This window comes from Acinetobacter sp. SwsAc6 (assembly GCF_013391565.1).
Taxonomy (GTDB): Bacteria; Pseudomonadota; Gammaproteobacteria; order Pseudomonadales; family Moraxellaceae; genus Acinetobacter; species Acinetobacter cumulans.
This window is the reverse complement of record NZ_JACAXE010000030.1, coordinates 1-17,754: the sequence shown is the minus strand read 5'-3', so window position 1 is coordinate 17,754 and position 17,754 is coordinate 1. Positions and strand designations below refer to the sequence as shown.

At 42.6% G+C, this 17,754-nt stretch carries 27 protein-coding genes and 1 pseudogene; 27 read left to right on the top strand and 1 reads right to left on the bottom strand.

What is annotated here, in order from left to right:
* Nucleotide 1: 1 nt before the first annotated feature.
* From HYG93_RS15765 to HYG93_RS15750, 4 genes are all read left to right on the top strand, one after another.
* Nucleotides 2–193 carry a hypothetical protein gene (locus HYG93_RS15765; RefSeq protein ID WP_178962642.1) on the top strand — a complete coding sequence of 64 codons (192 nt, stop codon included), beginning with the start codon at nucleotides 2–4 and terminating at the stop codon, nucleotides 191–193.
* Nucleotides 168–443 carry a DUF968 domain-containing protein gene (locus HYG93_RS15760; protein WP_178962641.1) on the top strand — a complete coding sequence of 92 codons (276 nt, stop codon included), beginning with the start codon at nucleotides 168–170 and terminating at the stop codon, nucleotides 441–443. The genes HYG93_RS15765 and HYG93_RS15760 overlap by 26 nt, the downstream gene beginning before the upstream one ends.
* Nucleotides 443–670: a hypothetical protein gene (locus HYG93_RS15755; protein ID WP_178962640.1), complete on the top strand. Its 228-nt coding sequence runs from the start codon at nucleotides 443–445 to the stop codon at nucleotides 668–670. Before HYG93_RS15760 ends, HYG93_RS15755 begins: the two co-directional genes overlap by 1 nt.
* 110 nt (nucleotides 671–780) lie before the next feature.
* On the top strand, nucleotides 781–1,275 hold the full coding sequence (locus HYG93_RS15750; protein ID WP_178962639.1) for a hypothetical protein: 495 nt from the start codon (nucleotides 781–783) through the stop codon (nucleotides 1,273–1,275).
* Between the two features lie 108 nt (nucleotides 1,276–1,383).
* Here the strand turns inward: HYG93_RS15750 and HYG93_RS15745 are convergent, their stop codons facing one another.
* Nucleotides 1,384–1,527, bottom strand: a complete 144-nt coding sequence (locus HYG93_RS15745; RefSeq protein ID WP_178962638.1) for a hypothetical protein — start codon at nucleotides 1,525–1,527, stop codon at nucleotides 1,384–1,386.
* Between HYG93_RS15745 and HYG93_RS15740 the strand changes: the two genes are divergently transcribed.
* The 23 genes and pseudogenes from HYG93_RS15740 to HYG93_RS15630 form a co-directional block, all read left to right on the top strand.
* Nucleotides 1,526–1,819 (top strand): HNH endonuclease, encoded by a 294-nt coding sequence (locus HYG93_RS15740; protein ID WP_178962637.1) that lies wholly within the window; start codon nucleotides 1,526–1,528, stop codon nucleotides 1,817–1,819. The genes HYG93_RS15745 and HYG93_RS15740 overlap by 2 nt on opposite strands.
* Complete coding sequence (locus tag HYG93_RS15735; RefSeq protein ID WP_178962636.1) at nucleotides 1,816–2,049, top strand: hypothetical protein; 234 nt, start codon at nucleotides 1,816–1,818, stop codon at nucleotides 2,047–2,049. The genes HYG93_RS15740 and HYG93_RS15735 overlap by 4 nt, the downstream gene beginning before the upstream one ends.
* 117 nt (nucleotides 2,050–2,166) lie before the next feature.
* The gene (locus tag HYG93_RS15730) at nucleotides 2,167–2,640 is read left to right on the top strand and encodes a terminase small subunit (RefSeq protein WP_178962635.1); all 474 of its coding nucleotides are present in this window, start codon (nucleotides 2,167–2,169) and stop codon (nucleotides 2,638–2,640) included.
* A gap of 23 nt (nucleotides 2,641–2,663) precedes the next feature.
* On the top strand, nucleotides 2,664–3,035 hold the full coding sequence (locus HYG93_RS15725; RefSeq protein WP_178962634.1) for a Gp49 family protein: 372 nt from the start codon (nucleotides 2,664–2,666) through the stop codon (nucleotides 3,033–3,035).
* Nucleotides 3,036–3,075: 40 nt separating this feature from the next.
* Nucleotides 3,076–4,770 (top strand): terminase large subunit, encoded by a 1,695-nt coding sequence (locus HYG93_RS15720; RefSeq protein ID WP_178962633.1) that lies wholly within the window; start codon nucleotides 3,076–3,078, stop codon nucleotides 4,768–4,770.
* Nucleotides 4,767–6,002 carry a phage portal protein gene (locus HYG93_RS15715; RefSeq protein WP_178962632.1) on the top strand — a complete coding sequence of 412 codons (1,236 nt, stop codon included), beginning with the start codon at nucleotides 4,767–4,769 and terminating at the stop codon, nucleotides 6,000–6,002. Before HYG93_RS15720 ends, HYG93_RS15715 begins: the two co-directional genes overlap by 4 nt.
* Nucleotides 5,995–6,654: an HK97 family phage prohead protease gene (locus HYG93_RS15710; RefSeq protein WP_178962631.1), complete on the top strand. Its 660-nt coding sequence runs from the start codon at nucleotides 5,995–5,997 to the stop codon at nucleotides 6,652–6,654. Before HYG93_RS15715 ends, HYG93_RS15710 begins: the two co-directional genes overlap by 8 nt.
* Nucleotides 6,647–7,849 carry a phage major capsid protein gene (locus tag HYG93_RS15705; protein ID WP_178962630.1) on the top strand — a complete coding sequence of 401 codons (1,203 nt, stop codon included), beginning with the start codon at nucleotides 6,647–6,649 and terminating at the stop codon, nucleotides 7,847–7,849. Before HYG93_RS15710 ends, HYG93_RS15705 begins: the two co-directional genes overlap by 8 nt.
* 53 nt (nucleotides 7,850–7,902) lie before the next feature.
* The gene (locus HYG93_RS15700) at nucleotides 7,903–8,085 is read left to right on the top strand and encodes a hypothetical protein (protein WP_005400108.1); all 183 of its coding nucleotides are present in this window, start codon (nucleotides 7,903–7,905) and stop codon (nucleotides 8,083–8,085) included.
* Complete coding sequence (locus HYG93_RS15695) at nucleotides 8,082–8,387, top strand: head-tail connector protein (protein ID WP_178962629.1); 306 nt, start codon at nucleotides 8,082–8,084, stop codon at nucleotides 8,385–8,387. Before HYG93_RS15700 ends, HYG93_RS15695 begins: the two co-directional genes overlap by 4 nt.
* 1 nt (nucleotide 8,388) lies before the next feature.
* Entirely contained in the window at nucleotides 8,389–8,718 is a 330-nt protein-coding gene (locus HYG93_RS15690; protein ID WP_178962628.1) for a phage head closure protein, read from the top strand.
* A gap of 7 nt (nucleotides 8,719–8,725) precedes the next feature.
* Nucleotides 8,726–9,181, top strand: coding sequence for an HK97-gp10 family putative phage morphogenesis protein (locus HYG93_RS15685; RefSeq protein WP_178962627.1), 456 nt, complete (start codon nucleotides 8,726–8,728; stop codon nucleotides 9,179–9,181).
* On the top strand, nucleotides 9,178–9,534 hold the full coding sequence (locus tag HYG93_RS15680) for a DUF3168 domain-containing protein (RefSeq protein ID WP_178962626.1): 357 nt from the start codon (nucleotides 9,178–9,180) through the stop codon (nucleotides 9,532–9,534). Before HYG93_RS15685 ends, HYG93_RS15680 begins: the two co-directional genes overlap by 4 nt.
* Before the next feature lie 321 nt (nucleotides 9,535–9,855).
* Nucleotides 9,856–10,326 (top strand): phage tail tube protein, encoded by a 471-nt coding sequence (locus HYG93_RS15675; protein WP_178962625.1) that lies wholly within the window; start codon nucleotides 9,856–9,858, stop codon nucleotides 10,324–10,326.
* Complete coding sequence (locus HYG93_RS15670) at nucleotides 10,326–10,667, top strand: phage tail assembly chaperone family protein, TAC (protein WP_178962624.1); 342 nt, start codon at nucleotides 10,326–10,328, stop codon at nucleotides 10,665–10,667. The genes HYG93_RS15675 and HYG93_RS15670 overlap by 1 nt, the downstream gene beginning before the upstream one ends.
* A 26-nt stretch (nucleotides 10,668–10,693) precedes the next feature.
* Nucleotides 10,694–10,972: a hypothetical protein gene (locus tag HYG93_RS15665; RefSeq protein ID WP_218646841.1), complete on the top strand. Its 279-nt coding sequence runs from the start codon at nucleotides 10,694–10,696 to the stop codon at nucleotides 10,970–10,972.
* A 64-nt stretch (nucleotides 10,973–11,036) separates the two neighbouring features.
* Nucleotides 11,037–11,513: a hypothetical protein gene (locus HYG93_RS19520; RefSeq protein WP_256733485.1), complete on the top strand. Its 477-nt coding sequence runs from the start codon at nucleotides 11,037–11,039 to the stop codon at nucleotides 11,511–11,513.
* Between the two features lie 58 nt (nucleotides 11,514–11,571).
* Nucleotides 11,572–14,535 carry a hypothetical protein gene (locus HYG93_RS15655; RefSeq protein ID WP_178962623.1) on the top strand — a complete coding sequence of 988 codons (2,964 nt, stop codon included), beginning with the start codon at nucleotides 11,572–11,574 and terminating at the stop codon, nucleotides 14,533–14,535.
* Complete coding sequence (locus HYG93_RS15650; protein ID WP_178962622.1) at nucleotides 14,532–15,677, top strand: hypothetical protein; 1,146 nt, start codon at nucleotides 14,532–14,534, stop codon at nucleotides 15,675–15,677. The genes HYG93_RS15655 and HYG93_RS15650 overlap by 4 nt, the downstream gene beginning before the upstream one ends.
* Nucleotide 15,678: 1 nt before the next feature.
* Nucleotides 15,679–16,644, top strand: a complete 966-nt coding sequence (locus HYG93_RS15645) for a DUF2163 domain-containing protein (protein ID WP_178962621.1) — start codon at nucleotides 15,679–15,681, stop codon at nucleotides 16,642–16,644.
* Complete coding sequence (locus tag HYG93_RS15640) at nucleotides 16,644–16,847, top strand: hypothetical protein (protein WP_120367387.1); 204 nt, start codon at nucleotides 16,644–16,646, stop codon at nucleotides 16,845–16,847. The genes HYG93_RS15645 and HYG93_RS15640 overlap by 1 nt, the downstream gene beginning before the upstream one ends.
* 10 nt (nucleotides 16,848–16,857) lie before the next feature.
* Nucleotides 16,858–17,109, top strand: coding sequence for a hypothetical protein (locus HYG93_RS15635; RefSeq protein ID WP_178962620.1), 252 nt, complete (start codon nucleotides 16,858–16,860; stop codon nucleotides 17,107–17,109).
* Nucleotides 17,078–17,754: pseudogene (locus HYG93_RS15630) on the top strand (hypothetical protein); the annotation flags it as partial. The gene HYG93_RS15635 and the pseudogene HYG93_RS15630, both read left to right, overlap by 32 nt.

Here is a 17,754-nt window from a genome sequence, read left to right as displayed (position 1 = left end):
CATGGTTGATCGAGTAGATGCATCCAAAAATTTAGAACTACTTAAAACAAACCAAGCTCGCTTGATGAACTACAACCATTTGTATTCAAGCTACGCATTTCGCCAAGACTGTGGTGCTGAGTTAAGAAAGATTGGTAAGCAGATCGCAAGCATAGAAGAATTACTTCATGAGAAGCCCAAAACGACTCGCTGAAATTAGGAAACTGCCGTGTGTGCGTTGTGGTAATCCAAACTCACAAGCTGCTCATTCAAATTCAGCTAAGCATGGTAAGGGTAGAGGGATCAAGGCTAGTGACGCCTTTGTAATCCCCTTATGTGCAATTTGTCATGCTGCGTTTGATCGGTTTGAATTAGGCAATCGGGCCGAGAGTGAAGCCGTGTTTGAGAAGTGGTTGGTGAGAGTGAATCGGATGTTGGTGATGGAAGATAGAGAGGTGTTTTGATGGGAACCAAGGCAAGCAAAGCAAAAGTTATCGAAAAGGCATATGAGTTTGCCGAAAAGATTATTACTGAAAACGAATACATAATTAAGCACACAGCCAATGCTGAAGTTGGTGCTAGAGCTGCGGATCGGATTGACCTAGCCAAGTCTTTCAAGCTTCTTTTGTCAGAAACACATGAAGATATAATAAAGCTTGAAAATTATGGTAATGATGATTATCGTGGTTAAACACCACATCATGGGACTAATGTGAAAAGTCTTTAGTTTTACTATTGTCTTTAGTCTTGAATTGCAAAGCCTGTCATTAAGTTGATGGGCTTTTTTAATGTGTGAGAGAAATGCAAAAACTCGAACCTGCAACATTCGTCATTAAGTCATTTGAAGAAGTAGGTAAAGCAATTGCCTACATGCATAGACATCATGCGAATGCGTTAAGTGATGGCAAGCCTTTAGTCGTTCGGATCAATCAAAAAGAAGATGACCGCAGTAAAGCGCAGAACCGCCTTTATTGGATGTGGATGAACCAGTGGTCCAAGCGTCAGGGCACCGATAAAGACACAGAGCATTTGTATTTTAAGAAACAATTCTTAGCGCGTATTTATCATCGTGATGATGTTGGTCAATACAGAAACACATTTGCAGCAGTAAAGGTTTTGAAAGATCAAAAGCACCCAATGTATCAGCAAGTGGCGGATGGATTAAATGAATTGATTAGCACCACAGATGCAAGTGTGGATCAGTTCACTGAGTATCTGAATGACATACATGCGTTCTGTAATAAACATGGGTGTTGGTTGAATACGCCAGATGATCTTAAATATGTGATGGAGTAAAGATATGGCATGTGAAGGTTGTGAACAACGCAGACAGAAACTAAAGGCTTTAATAAATGACTCAGCAAAATCAATTTCAAACGCAATTGCTCGACTTACTAACCGAAGTCATAAAGCAGAACAACCAAGTGTTGCAACAGAACAGTCAGCTGATTCAGATAGTGGTGACACAGAGCAGTCAGATACAGGAATTGTTGCTCCAGTTAAATCCCGACGAGGACGAGCCAAGTCGACATGAGTACCTTGACTCATGAAACTCCCAAGACTTCAAACAAAACTGCAGGCGATGAAACCCAAGCAGCCAAGACTTGAACCCAAAAAGAATTGGGGAAGTGGTCGAGGTGGTAGACCGTGGCGCAGACTGAAGCAGAAGATCCACACTCGTGATGAGTGGACATGCCAGTGCTGTGGTCGTGTGACTATGGAGCTTGAGTTGGATCACATCAAGAACAAGGCGCAAGGCGGAACGGATGATGAATCAAACCTTCAGTCGTTGTGTGTGCCGTGTCATAAAGAGAAGACTCAAAAGGAAAGCAGGCTATGAGTGAATTAAAACTAAGCCTAGAACAAATAGATGCTGATGCAGCATTAATTATAGTTCGTCTTGATAGCACCCGCTATCCAACGGTAGCGCAGGTTGAACACTTAAAAGAACATTTACAACGCGTATCTATAGAGATTGGTAAGCCTGTAATGGTGGTTGGTCACGGGCAAAGCATTGAACAACTAAATGATGAACAATTGAGAGGTCTGGGTCTTCAGCGCATAAGCTAGGCATGGGGGGAGGTAAAAAGTTCAAAAGGCCAAGCCAGCGGACACCGCGCCCGATCTCATTTATAAAAAAATTTCCCTTTTCAGCAAAAGTTAAAGCGAAAAGTTAAAGGTTAACTAATGGCACTAAGCGAAAAAATGAAAAAGTTTGCTCAGGCCGTTGTTGACGGCTTAAGCAACAAAGAAGCTGCAATTTCAGCAGGTTATGCAGAAAAGACAGCATCCCAACAAGGCTCTAAATTAAGAAAAGATCCTGAAATTTCTGTCTACATCGAGAAGTTAAAGGCCGATAAAGAAGGCCGAAATTTAACTGCTGAAAAACCGAAAGTTAAACCGAGAGAAACATCGAGCTATGAGGATGAAGATCCACTTGAGGATCAATTTACTACCAATGACCCACTCGAATTTCTAATCAACGTCATGAAAAACGGTGGCAATGAGATGATGCTTCGGGTGAATGCTGCCCGAGCTGCACTCCCATACGTACACGGCAAGGTTGCTGAGAAAGGCAAAAAAGAAACCAAAGCCGATGAAGCCAAAAAAGCCACTCAAGGCGGAAAGTTTGGAACATTAGGCTCGCAACTAAGAAGTTAATTTAAATAGAAAAGGAAAAATGCATGTCAAACGAAAAACAAATTGAACAAGAAATTCAAGATAAGGGTTTAAATGCTCCACGTCTAACACCTGATCATATTGATTCAAAAATTAAAGCTATTCGTTATTTAACTGGTGATGTAGCTCCAGCTTTTGCGCATGAAGATTATTTTGCGAAGGAAGACAAAGGCACACCTTGCTTAACAATCTGTATTTTAACTTTAGAAAATGGTTTCACAGTTACAGGTGAATCTGCATGCGCGAGTCCTGAAAACTTTGACAAGCTGATCGGGCAAAAAATTGCGTATGAAAATGCACGCAATAAAATCTGGCAGTTAGAAGGTTACTTGCTTAAGGAAAAACTACACCAAGCTGAGTTAGATAAACAGTTTTAATTTAAGCCACCTTTGGGTGGTTTTTTAATGAGTTAAATTTATGTCAGCGATGCTCCCAGAATGGACAACCTCCTGCCCAGACTGGGAGGAACGTATTGTCGCTAAAAAGTCACTCATGCCATGTGAGCCGCTTTTTCCTGAAGTGGCGGACGTAGCAGAGCGGATTTTTAGAGAATTAATTTTGGTGGATGTGATGGGCAGCCCCAAAATGGGCGATGTTACATTGCCTTGGGTGATTGAATTCGTCCGAGCTATCTTTGGCGCTTACAATCCTGAATCAAAACGCAGATTAATTCGTGAATTTTTCTTACTGATTTCGAAGAAAAATACGAAGTCTACGATTGCAGCGGGCATCATGCTTATTGCATTGATTCTCAATGAGCGTCTATCTGCGGAATTAATCATTCTTGCGCCTACAAAAGAAGTCGCTGACAACTCATTTAATCCGATCCGAGACTTTATTCGGGCTGATGAAGAGCTCAGTGAATTAATTAATATTTCAGAACATACAAAAACTGTGACTCATTTGGGTACAGGCACGGTTCTAAAAGTAATTGCTGCGGAAAGTAATGCTGCTGCAGGTAAGAAAGCATCGATCATTCTTTTTGATGAGATTTGGTTGTTTGGTAAGAAAGCCCATGCTGAAAGTATGTTTCGTGAAGCAAAAGGCGGCTTGGCATCACGTCCTGAAGGCTGTGTTATCTATCTTTCAACCATGTCGGATGAACAGCCGTGCGGTGTTTTTAAAAGCCTGCTTGATTATGCACGTGATGTACGTGACGGCATCAAAGAAGATAAGCAGTTTTTACCACTGATATATGAGTTCCCGAAGCATCTTATTGAAAGTGGTGAGCACTTAAAGCCCGAAAACTTTTACATCACCAATCCAAACTTGGGTGCATCGGTTGATCTTGAATACTTAATTTCAGAATTCAACAAAGTTAAGGATGCGGGTGAGGAATCGTTACGTGATTTCTTGGCCAAACACTTAAACATCGAGATTGGCCTAAACCTCCGTGCTAACCGTTGGGCTGGCGCTGAATATTGGTTACAGCAGGCAAGGGAAACTATCACACTTGAGCGATTGATTGAGAAATCAGACGTAATCACGCTTGGCGTGGATGGAGGTGGCCTTGATGACTTGCTTGGATTTAGCTGTCTAGGTCGCTTGAAAGGAAACGCTCGTATTTGGTGGTTATGGAATCATGCCTGGTGCAATAAAACTGCTGTCGAGAGGCGTAAAGAGAATGCGCCCAAGTATGCAGATTATGAACGTGAAGGCAGCCTAACTATTGTTGATAGAGTGGGAGACGACATAGACCAACTCGCAGCGATTGCAAAACAAGTTTTTGACTCAGGAAAGCTCGACAAAGTTGGACTCGATCCTCTTGGCTTGGGTGGTCTACTGGATGGCTTACTTGACGCTGGCATTCCTGAAGACAAGCTCACTGCCGTACCTCAAGGTTTTAAATTAATGGGGTACATCCTCACCACAGAACGCAAATTAGCAGAAGGCAATCTTTACCATGCAGGGCAAGGCCTTATGTCGTGGTGTGTTGGTAATGCGCGTGCAGTCGTGAAAGGCAACGGCATGATGATCAGCAAACAGGAATCGGGCGTGGGTAAGATCGATCCATTGATTGCTACGTTTAACGCCGTGGCACTTATGAGTCTGGCACCGGAAGTTAAAAACTATGACATTGACGGATATTTAGAGGACATCGTGATAGCATGAGCGACTTACAAGACACGGGATTCTGGTCTCGCTTCTGGTCACGATTGACTGGAAAAACACAATTAAAAAAGGGCGATACTTCGTATCCGTTTGATAGCTACATGTCTTCTGGCGGAGCAATTGTTAGTCCAGAAACAGCCTTGAAGTTGTCTGCAGTATGGGCATGTGTGAAATTGCGGGCAGAAACGATTTCGACACTGCCGTTACATTTGTACGATACAGATAAAAAACTCGCAAAAGACCATGATTTATACAGAATCTTACATGATTCACCCAATGCGGATATGTGCGCCAGTGAGTTTTGGCAGATTCAGTCAGCGTGCTTGGATTTATGGGGCAATGCGTATAGCTACATTACTCGCCGCAATAATCGCAATGTTATCTCATTAGAGCCACTATTCCCTAGTGAAATGGTTAAAAAGCGGCTGAAAGATGGAAGCTTTGAATACCATTACACGGAAAACGGCAAAGTTAAAATCTATACCGATGATGAAATTCTGCATTTTAAGGGTTTTACCTTGGATGGATATGTGGGGTTGTCGGCAATTCAATTCTTTGCTCAGACGATAGGCATGCAGTTTGATGCTAATAATCAGGCTCAAGATTGGTTCAAGAATGGCTTAAAGGTTGGTGGTTTTCTTGAAACTGGTGAAAAGACTCTGACTGATGAGCAGCGTGCAAAAATGCGCAAAGGTTTGTCTAGTTTTAGTCTTCCTGAGAATGCTGGGAAATACATGATTCTTGAGGCTGGTATGAAAGTAGCCAGCGCTTCAAATATTCGTATTAATCCGGTTGATGCTCAGCTTCTTGAAAGTCGTTATTTTGGTATTGAGGAAATTTGCCGGGCTTTTGGTGTTCCACCGCAACTGATCGGACACACAAACAAAGCCAGCTCATGGGCATCAAGCCTTGAGCAAACCAATCAGGGATTCCTTACTTATTCACTGAATCCGCAACTGGTTCGATATGAGCAGACAATCGCTCGGAAGTTGTTATTGCCACAAGATAAATACAAATATCGACCTAAGTTTGCAGTTGATGGCCTACTGCGCGCCAATAATGCTGCAAGAGCTGATTTCTACGTGAAAATGACTCAGAACGGTTTATATACCCGCAATGAAGTGCGAGAGCTTGAGGATATGCCAAGGGCTGATGATCCAACCGCAGATCAGTTGATGGTTCAAATGCAAATGGTTCCATTGGGCACCGATAAAGGTGAAAAGAATGATTAGAAAAAGTTTTAATTTAAATATTAAAGCCGTCCAAGAGGACGGTTTTTTTTCGGGCTATGGTGCGGTTTTTGGCAATGTTGACTGGTACAACGACGTAATTCTTCCAGGAGCATTTGCTAAATCTTTAGAAAAATGGGCTGAGAAAAACAAGATGCCCCCTGTTTTGTGGAATCACAACGATGGTGAACCAATCGGAGTGTACACAAACATCTATGAAGATGAAAAAGGGCTTTTTGTTGAAGGTCGATTGCTAATTGATGATGTGCCAAGAGCAAAATCTACGCATGCGTTGCTAAAAGCTGGTGCCATTGATGGTTTAAGTATTGGTTACAAAACCAAGAAGGCCAACCAACAAACCAACGGTATCCGAGAGTTAATCGAGCTTGACCTAGGCGAGATTTCAATTGTGACCATGCCTGCCAATGAAGAAAGCCTCATTACTTCTGTGAAATCCAAATTAGAAGATGGCGAACTGCCAACATTACCTGAATTCGAAAAGTTCCTGAGAGAGTCAGGCTTTTCTAAATCGCAAGCCACTGCAATCGCTGGCAAGGGTTTGCGTCATCTTTTGAGCGAGTCTGAAGATGAAAAGCTCCAAGCGAAATCAATTTTTAATGCTCTTAATATTTTAAAAGGAAGTCAAAATGACTGATCAAAATTTAGAACAACTCGCTCAAGAGTTTAAAAAACAAGTCGATGAAGTTAAAGGCATCGCTGAAGACTTCAAAGGCAAGCGTGAACATGGCGACAAAATTGCCGAAGGTGCTAAGCAGGCAGCGGATGAAGCGATTACCAAGCTGAATGATTTAAAAGCTCGCGTGGATGAAGTTGAGCAGAAAGCTGCCCGTCGTCCGCATGAAGGTAATGAAGAGGTTAAATCTCTTGGTCGTCAATTTGTGGAATCTGATCAGTTTAAATCACTGGTTGGTTCAGCTGGACAGCGCGGTAAAGCAAACCTTGAGATTAAGGCTACTATCACTTCAGCAACAACTGATGCTGCTGGCTCGGCTGGTGATCTGGTTCAGACTACCCGCATTCCAGGCATTATTGCACCGCCTGACCGCAAGCTCACAATCCGTGACCTGTTGATGCAGGGCCGCATGGACGGTAACGCGCTTGAATACGTTCAAGAAACTGGTTTTGTGAATGCTGCTGGTATGGTGGCTGAAGGTGCATTAAAGCCGCAGTCTGACATTAAATTTGACCTGAAATCGACTACTGCAAAAGTTATCGCTCACTACATGAAGGCATCACGCCAAATTCTTGATGATGCATCGCAATTGCAGTCTTATATCGATGGTCGCTTGCGCTATGGTCTTGCTTTCAAAGAAGAGCAGCAAATCCTGAACGGTGACGGCACTGGTCAAAACTTGCTTGGTATTATTCCGCAAGCCACCGGATATGTGCGCCCCGCAGGTGTATCCACTACCGCAGAAAGCAAAATTGACACCCTGCGCTTCGCAATGCTTCAGGCAATTCTTGCTGAATACCCTGCAAGCGGCCATGTGCTAAACCCGATTGACTGGGCTGCAATTGAAACTCTGAAAGACACATCTGGTCAGTACATCATCGGCAATCCACAAGGCAATCTAAACCCAACTCTGTGGGGGCTTCCGGTTGCAGAAACACAAGCGATTGCCGCAGGTAAATTCCTAACCGGTGCATTCTCAATGGGTGCTCAAATCTTTGACCGCTGGGCTTCACGTGTTGAAGTGGCAACTGAGAACGAAGACGACTTTGTTAAAAACTTGGTGACTATTCTTGCGGAAGAGCGTCTGGCATTGGCGGTTTATCGTCCAGAAGCGTTTATCTATGGTGATATTACCCCAGCAGTTTCTGGCGGTTAATGCCAAATCTAATAAGGGCCAAATTGCTGGCCCTTATTTATTAGGAGATAGTCATGACTGAGTACGATGTTAAGCGCGAGCATTATGGCGATAAGTATTACCAGACTGGTGATAAGCGCACAGCAAATCCAGCGGATGTAAAACACTTAGTTGATAAGGGTGTTTTAGTTGAATCTGTTGAAGAACCAAAACCAAAAACAACCAAAACCACAGCAAAACAGGCCAAACCAGAATGATTGATCTCGCAAAAGCCAAGTTGCATTGTCGTGTAGATCATGATGATGAAGATACTTTGATGCAGGCATATATCGATGCTGCCAATGAGCAAATTCAAATAAACCTAGATCGTAAAGTTATCGCAACCGAGGCTGAGCGAGTAAATGAAAATGATCTGGTTGATAACAAGGCTTTAGATGCTGCACGGCTTCTCTTCGTGGCACATCTTTATGCCAATCGGGAAGCCACCACTCAGGCAACGATTGAATTGCCTTTAGGGTACTGGTCCTTAATCCAGCCTTACCGGAATATGGGGGTGTGATTTGTCACAGAATGCTGGCGAACTCCGCCATCGAATCAAAGTTCAAAAACTCACATCTGGTAAAGATGAAGATGGCTATCCAACCCCTGAGCAATGGGTAGATTTCATGCCTTTATGGGCAAAAGTCACTCATTTATCAGGTAAGGACCTAATTGCAGCACAAGCAAGTAATTCTAAAATCGTTGCACGTGTAAAGATCCGCTATCGAGAAGATATCGACACCACAATGCGCGTGATTTACAAAGGCAAAACCTACGCTATTGATAGCCAAGCTCTTGAAGATACAAACACAGGCTATGAGTCGGTAACGTTCTTGCTTTCAAACATTTGAGGTTCTTATGTCGTTAGATGTGAACTTTCATGGAGCTGATGAGCTGAGTCGTAAGCTTACGAAGCTAGCAAATGCAAAAGTAGCAAAGCGAATTGCACGTAAAGCAGCACGCCAAGCAATGAACATTGTCCGTGACGCAGCTCGAGCAAATGCTAAGGCGATCGATGATCCAGAATCATCAGAAAAGATTTGGAAAAATATCGCAGTATCTGGTGGTAAAACGCGAAGCCAAAATGAAATTGTGATGCGTGTTGGTGTACGTGGCGGTGCATCGTTTAGCAATCCAGTACCACCTAATTTGAGTGGAGGTGATACACGCCATTGGCGATTTAAAGAATTTCCTACAGCCAACTCAATGGGAACACCATTCTTGCGACCAGCACTTATTAATAATGTTCAAGAGGCCACAAACAAGTTTTCTAATGTGTTTGGTGCTGAATTAGATAAGGAACTAGCTAAATGACAGCCCCAATTGCTCGAACGATTAAAGCCGATACATATTTAGCACCAATATTCGGAGATCGAATATTTCTGAGCGTAGCGGATAAATGCACCACAACGCCGTATTTGGTATTTAGTAGTATTGGCTCAGCACCCGAAAACACAATTGATTGCGGTGCGGTTGATGAAAATGACACATATCAAATGGTGATTTGGCATTCAAACCCCAAAGAAGCTGAAGCACTGCGTTTGAAAGTGCGCACTCTGCTTGAAAAAGCAGGGTTTTATTACAACGGAAAGCATCCCGATAGTATCGATACTGAGACTAAATTACACGGTCGAGGTTGGGATATGAATTGGTGGGCTGAAACTTAATTTAAATACCTTAAAAAGCAAAAAGCCCGTGACTCGTAATCATGGGCTTTTTTGTGTTCACAACCTTGATGCAGAAGGAAGCAAACCATAAATGAATTTTAACATCGGGGACTGGATAGTGAAAGCACTAGAACTCGTACAGCAACATAAATCGGTAAGAATTTTTTGTTATTGGGTTTTGATGATCATTGCTTTGTTTCCATTAGCAAAAGTCATTGAGGCAACAGCAAAGCTAGTAACAGCGATTCAATAAAACCAATTTTTTACACAGCACCCAATCGGGTGCTTTTTTTATGCCAAAAAATTGAGGAGTAGCTACTCATGGCACATGTTAAAGCGCAAGGTACACAAGTATTTGCGGTAGTAGATGGCGCAGTGGTTCGTTTCACTTGCCCTAAAGCATTTTCATTCGGGGAGGATTCATTCTCCAAGATTGATTCAACTTGTCTAGACTCGGACACTAAAGACTATGAGCGCGGTCTGCGTGATCCCGGTGAAGGTTCCATTCAAATTGATCTTGACGATACAAACACAAGCCATTTAAAACTAATTGCGCTTGCTGATTCGGGTGAAAAGGTGAAGTGGCATGTAGGTTCAAGCCATTCTAAGACTGCACCAACTTATGAGGCGGTTGCAGGTATCGACCTGCCAGAAGATCGTATTTGGTGGTCATTTGAAGGCTATATCAACCCAGCCGCACCAACGATTGAGCAAGACGCTTTAGTTAGTTATACATTCACACTTGTTCGTACTTCAGCAGTCGTAACAACTCCACGAGTGGTGACTCCATAATGGCTAAATTAAATCTAAATGAAATCATCCAAGGCTCTTTGGTAAATTCAACCCATCCAAAGACTATTGAATTTAAGCACAATGGGAAAACTGAAACAGTCGATATTGTGATTAAACAATTGCCTTATGCTGTGACTGAGCCGCTATTTACTCGCTTAAATAAAGGTGAAGATGTTGTTTCTGATTGGATTGCTGCCGCCTTGGTGGATGATGATGGGAAAACATACTTAACCAAAAAACAGGTTGCTGCCAACTTCACTCAAGCTCTTGCTGCTGCTGTGTTCAATACAATTCTAGGTATCGAAAAAGCCCCGCAAGATGATGAGGGAAAGTCCGATTAACGCCAGATGATGAATTCTGGTGTGAATTGGTTCTTAGTGGGATTGGTGGTTGCACAATCGCTGAAGCTAAATCCAACATAACTAATGCTGAGGTTTCTCAATGGGTTGCGTTTAGAAATAAACGCGGCTCTCTTTTCATTGGTCGGCGTATTGAGCAAGGCTTTGGTAATTTGATAGCGACCTATCTTGGTTCAAAAGGTGCCAAAGATGTAAAAGCACAGTCATTTATGCCACATGAGGAGCAACCACAGGAAATGTCGCTCGAAGAGTACATGATGCAAAATTATGGAGGGGAGCCGACTTAGGTTGGTTTCTTTTTATACCAATAGTTAGTATCTTGTCCTGAATAGCAAATATTTGGGGTGAATTATGGCTATACAGCCTTGCAAGGAGTGTGGTGCGCCAGTAAGTGATAAGGCAGAAACTTGTCCAATGTGTGGCGTAAAGCAGAAGAAGAAAACATCTAAGTTGGCATTAATTTTTGCGGGCTTGGTTCTTATATTTATCTTCGTAGAGCTATTTAAGAGTGACCCTACTGATACGAATAATTCAGTGGCGGCTAAAAAGGAAGAAAACAAAGCTGGTGTAATGTTGTTTTACATACAAAATCAAATTAAACAGAATGCTAAAGATCCTGATTCTGTGCAATTTAGAAATGAAAAGATAAACAATAATACCGATGTGGGCGCAGTCGCATGTGGTCAATACAATGCTAAAAATTCATTTGGTGCATATACTGGTTATAAAGGCTTTGTGGCTATAGAGAAAACACAAAAAGCATATTTTGAAGATGGGCCAAATGAAAGCGAATTTGCAAAATACTGGAATAAATATTGCGCAGGATAAATCCTATTTTAAATAAAACCGTCCTTATGGGCGGTTTTTTATTGCCTGAGGAAAAGTTATGGCAGCAGCATCCCTTGGTCGGTTGACTCTAGATTTAGCAGTAAAGCTCGGTTCATACGAACAGGGCATGACGCAGGCGGAACGCAAAACCAAGCAAACCACTGATAATATGAATAAAGCTTTCGCTGGATTCAAGGATCAGGTAGCAGACGCTTTGGGTGGAACGCAATTGGGTTCGATTGTTGATTCTTTTAATACAAAAATTGGATCTTTAAAAGGCGGAGTTTTGGTTGCTGGCGCAGCACTTTCAGGCATGGCTGTTGGTGGCATAGTTGCTGCTATTGGTGGATTAACCCACTTAGCTATTGAGACAGCTAAAGCGGATAGTCAGTTGCTAGTTCTGGCAAATCGAGCCAACACAAGCGTAAAAAGTTTTCAGATTTTAGAGTACGCATCCCAAGGTTTAGGTGTGTCCCAAGATCAGCTTGGTTCTATTTTGGCTGATACTCAAGAGAAACTTGGTGAATTTAGCGCAACTCAAGGCGGTGGGGCTGCTGATTTCTTTGATGCACTAAAAAACAATACAAGATTATCTGAAGATCAGATCAAATCATTTTCCAAAACACTCCAAGGTAAAGATGGTATCGAAGCCATTCAAATGCTTAACGATAAACTGGATGAGCTTGGCGTAACATCACAAGAGCGCCGTTTTGTATTTGAGAGCTTGGCATCAGATCTGGGTAATCTTGCGCCGCTATTTGCGGAAAATGGCCGGCTTTTAGATGACTATGGAAGAGCGTTAGAAGATGCTGGCATCCTTAAAACAGAGGAAGCTATTAAACAATCGCAGCTTTTAGCAGCACAAACACAGGCTGTTAATCTGCAATTCCAAGGCTGGAAAAACCAACTAGTCTCAGGATTTATGCCAGCAATTGTGGATGTAGCAAATGCGATTTTCGGCACATCGAAAAATGGCATTCAACTTCAACAAGTTGGTGAGGGTATAGGCTCTGTACTAAGAAGTGTCACCAAAGTTGCTCTTGGGGTCTCAGCGACTTTTAGTATTGCTGGCAAATTGATTGGTGGCGTAGCTGCTGCAATTGCTGCACTCAAGGGTGAGAAAATCAATACCATCAATATTATGTTTGATGATATTGCTGCCACTCTTGATGATTATGGAACTCGTATAAATTCATTAAGTGAATCTAGTTCCACCGCAAGTAAATCATCTAACAATCTAGTCAATGCTATTCTGGCTGTTAATTCAGCTTCTACCAAGTCTGCAAAGGGTCTTGCATTAGATACTAAAGCAGCTGATGAAAATGCCAAAGCCGCTGAAAAACAAGCTGCAGCAAAAACCAAGGCAGCAAAAGAGCAAGAAAACCTAAATAAGATGGTTGGTGCTTCCGCATTGTCTGGGTTGCGCATTAAGTCATCTGAGGCATTTGCTGGTGGTCAGGTCCGTGGCTACACGGCTAATTTTGCTCAAATGGCGCAAAAATCTTTAGGATCCGACTTAAACCGCTTTACCGCGTTCAATGACTTATATCACAAAGGCACAAATAGCAAACATGCAACAGGTAATGCTTTTGATTTCACAATTGCTGATGCATCTAAGTCTGCTCAAGCTGTAGCTCAGCTTGAAAGTGTCGCAAAACGTTATGGCTATGTTGTAAAAATTCTTGATGAATATAAGCAAAAATCTGCACGTGCAACGGGTGGGCATTTACATGTATCTGTACTTGGATTTAAGGGCACAGCAGAAGCTGCAAAGCAGGCTCAAGATGAATTAAATCTGATTGCTCAAACCAATGAAGAAGCTAAGCGAATTCAGGAGGAGACTCAGCGAGCACAGCAATCTGTCGTTCAGCGATATTTAACTGACCGTGAAAAGCTTGAGCTTGATCATGGCCAAAAGCTAAAGGATATACAAAAAGCATTTGCCGGTGATCAGTCTGCAATTAAATATTACACAGATATGCAGAATGCTGCTTATCAAAAGGATTTGACTGAATATACCCAAGCGCAAAAGCTTAAAGATTTGAGCGAAAAGAAAGCCTTACTTGAAGTTCGTCAAAACTGGATGACTGCAGGTGACTATGCTGAACAGTATTATTCGCTAGTACGTGAAGAAATTTTAGCGACATCTGAATACTCACCTGATATGAAGAATGCCTTGATTAAGCAGGCAAATATTCAGCAAGGTATAGAGCAAAATGCAGAGCGTGAGCAGGTTTGGGGGGATTATCAGAATAGATTTGGTGCAGAAAAATCACCTTATCAACAAGATATTGATCTTTTAGATAAGGCTTTAAAACATAGACTTGTTTTAGAGACAGAGTACCAACAGCAACGAATTGCATTGCAATTGACTTATGGTGCGCAATACGGTGCCGATTTTGCGGGCATGATGATGGGCTTAGTTGATTCATCTAGTTCTGCATACACCGTTTTGGGATTGGCTCAAAAAAGCTTTGCATTGTACTCAGTCATGATGGACAGCAAAGTAGCTATTTCTAAAGCATGGGCTTCTGCTGCATTCCCATACAACATGCCCGCAGTAGGTATGGCAGTAATGCAAACAGGTCTGCTTGAAGCGGCTGTTTCAGCACTTTCTCCTGTCGGGTTTGCTGGGGGTGGGTTTACAGGCTTTGGTGGCAAGTACGAGCCAGCAGGAATCGTCCACAAGGGCGAGGGGGTACTGAATCAGGAAGAAATCGCTGCATTAGGCGGGCCAGCAGGTTTCTTTGCTTTGCGAGATTCTATCCGTAATGGTTTTGCAGATGGTGGTTTGGCTTTGGATGCGCCTAAATTGATGAATGTTCAAAGCCCTGCTATGCAAGATTACGTCAATCAAACACAGCAGAATGCTTCAGCACAACTAACCCCACAGCACTTGCAAATCAACAATATTCTAGATCCATCTATTGTTGGTGATTTTATGGGGACAACTGCTGGAACCAAAACATTCATGAATTTCATTAAGAATAATCGAACATCATTGAAGGCAGTTCTTGCATGATCATATACACTGAATTGTTTGGTGATGTAGTTTTATTAACATCACCAGCATTGGTCGGCGCGACTGAAAAACTAGGCTTTAAAACCGATGTTTTTGAGTCTAAAAACGGCTCTGAGGTGAGAACCCCACTACGAGACAAGGCCCGGCAAACACTGGGCTTTTCTTCTATTGCTGTTTTGAAAGAGATTGCACAACATTTCAATGTGCAATGGGGTGGAATCCGTAAAAATTGGGCAGTTCCACTGTTTCAAGAGTCTCAATATGTCGGGGCCGTTGATGGTGATTTCATTGAATGCCGTACTGACATTTATTCTTTTTATGCAAAATCAATTGCTGTTTTACGAAATGGCAGTGAATTTAAAATCGTTGAAATTGCATCTGTAGAAAGCAATGGCTTACAGCTGACTGATCCAGTGGTGATGGCAAGTGCAAAGCTTTATCCAGTGCGCTTGTGTTTTATCAGTGGTGATATTTCACGTCAAATTAGTGGCATCCACGCTCAATGTTCGATTACGTTTAATGTAATTGATGAGCCTGAAGCGCAAGAGTCAACGCCTGCTCAATTTCTTGGTGATGACTTGTATTTCTTCTGCTTGACCTATTCTGGCGACAGCATGGAAGCAACTATATCTCAACATCAGGACATTATAGATAACGAGATTGGTGTGGTTTTTCAGGGTACGAATTGGAACTTTGCACGTTACTCAAAACAGTATCGAGCAGTAATTACAAATCAATCTGAGCTTTATGATTACCGTCGATTCTTATTCCGTAGACAAGGCCGATTTCGGCCTTTTTGGTTGCCGACATACGAATCAAATATGCGCTGTAAAAGCACTGGCCTAATTTCATCAGTCTTGCTTGTTGAGCGGGATCAGCATAAACAGCTGGCGGATCTGCGCAAGCATATTGCAATTAAAAGCGATGGTATTTGGACTGCACACACGGTCACAGCATCAGCGCCAGTCGCAGGAAACTCAATACAGATCACAATCACGCCAGCATTGAATAAAAATGCCAGCGCTATTGAGCGGATATCGTATCTTGGCCTGCATCGTCTTGATGCGGACTCGATTGATATTCACTTTCACGGTGCGGGCATTGCTGAAGTATCGGTGCCGATTTTAGAAATAGGAGTCTGACATGGGTGTACGCACATTCTTTCGAAATATGTTTGACTCAGCAACACGTCGTGAGCTGTACGAGTTCACTCGCGGTACAGAAAAGTTTTACTACACGTCTGGCGATGCAGAAGTTGAACTGAATGATGTAGTGTATGAGCAAATTACAATCTCACGTAGTGAAATCAAAAATAGCAGTGATCTTGAAAAAGATCCGCTTGAAATCACATTTGCACGCGATTCTAAGTTTGCACAAGACTGTCTACGCTCAGCGCTCGAAGAAAACGTATATGTAAAAGTGATTAAACTTCAGCATGGCAAACAGTCTATTTTATGGCAAGGCCGTGTTGTATCTGTGAAGCCTTCAGGTGCAAGTATCGTTCTAAAATGCGAAACGAACTATACGAAGCTGGGCCGTGCAGGTGCGCGACTTAAATTTCAGCGTACGTGTTGTCATGATTTGTACGGCAATGGCTGTCGTCTCAATAAAGCGGATTGGGGAGTGCAGACAACGATTAAATCAGTAAGTGTTAATACAATTGAATTACGTGATCTAAGCTTTGATGACAACTATTTCCGCCTTGGCATGCTTCAAAGCGCATTCGGCGTCAGTGTAGGTATTGAATCCAGCGCAGGCAATACAGTGAATATCATTCGCCGACTGGACTCGCTTGCAGATCAAATTACAAGTGATGCTGATTTGTTAGCGTATGAAGATGCAATTTTAGAGCTGGATCAGGCCATTGCTGCGCGTGATGCGCTGGATGAAGACGATCCTGATTATGAACAGGACTTTGCCGATGCGCAGGCTCTGGTAGAACTAAAGCAAGAAGCCGTTAATGTGGCTTCTGAATCCATATTTTTTGTTGTGGCATATCCAGGCTGTATGAAGTCACTTACTGCATGCGACCGCTTTAATAACACGGAAAATCATTTGGGATTTGCATATATGCCCGAAGACAATCCATCTACTACGAGGAACGCATAATGTGGGCAGTCGTTGCGATTGTAATATCGCTTGCATCGTTTTTCATGCAACCAAAGATGAAGACCACCACGCCGAGTCCGGGTGAGCAGGAAGGAACGAAAGCTGATGAAGGTGGCTCAATTTGTGTGATTTTTGGCACCTGTGATGTGTCGCCAAACTTCACTGCATTTAAAGCAGAAGCACCCGAAGCAATCCAAAAATAATAGGTGATTTATGGAAAATCAAAACAGCCCGCAACCAGCGGGCTTTATTTTTGTCCGTCATATCCGTGCATGCGGGATGTGTACGCTGGGTGCAAAGCGGTTCTTTATGAATTATGGGCTGTCCAGTGCGGAAGTGCAGGAATTTTATAAAAACGGAATGTCGGTCGAAAAATTTAATGAGTTATTCGGACACGATCCAATGGCACAACAAGTGATCCGGAAGGCACAAGATGAAGAAAAAGAAATCAACGGTCGGCTATAAGTACAGAGCGAGTGCGCATGCTGTCTTGTGCCATGGCCCAGTAGACTCGATCACAAAGATATCTTTTCAAGACAAAGATGCGTATTTGAATGAAGAATCTGAAAATAAAACTATCACTGTTGATAAGCCGGCATTATTTGGCGGTGATGAGCAGGCAGGTGGAGTACAGGGCAAAATTGAACTGCATTTTGGTGCATACAGTCAGCCAAAAAGCACAAAATTGGAGGAGATCTGCAGTTCTATTTCAGATGCTTTTAATGGCTTGATTTCTGCTTACCGCGGTGTTGTTTCGGTCGTGTTTGATAAATTTTATTACGGCACATCACCACAGTTTCCAGAATCAACTTGGCGTGTAAAACGGATTCATACTCGTCATGATGGTCAACTGCAGTGGTATGACGAAAAAGCGGAAATTAATGCGCGTGTAATCTCGAAATCTTTAGACTCTGCATATAAATATCATGTGCAAAGCGGATTTACAGCGTTGTCACAGCTGGCATCTTTTGCCGCTATAGATTTCAATGATTCAGCTTGGCCTGAAGCGCAAAGCCCATTTGGCTATGTAAATGGATCTGGCCTGCCTGCACCAAATACGCAGATTTTACCCGGTGAAGGCAAAGCAATTATGATTCGAGAACGTATCAA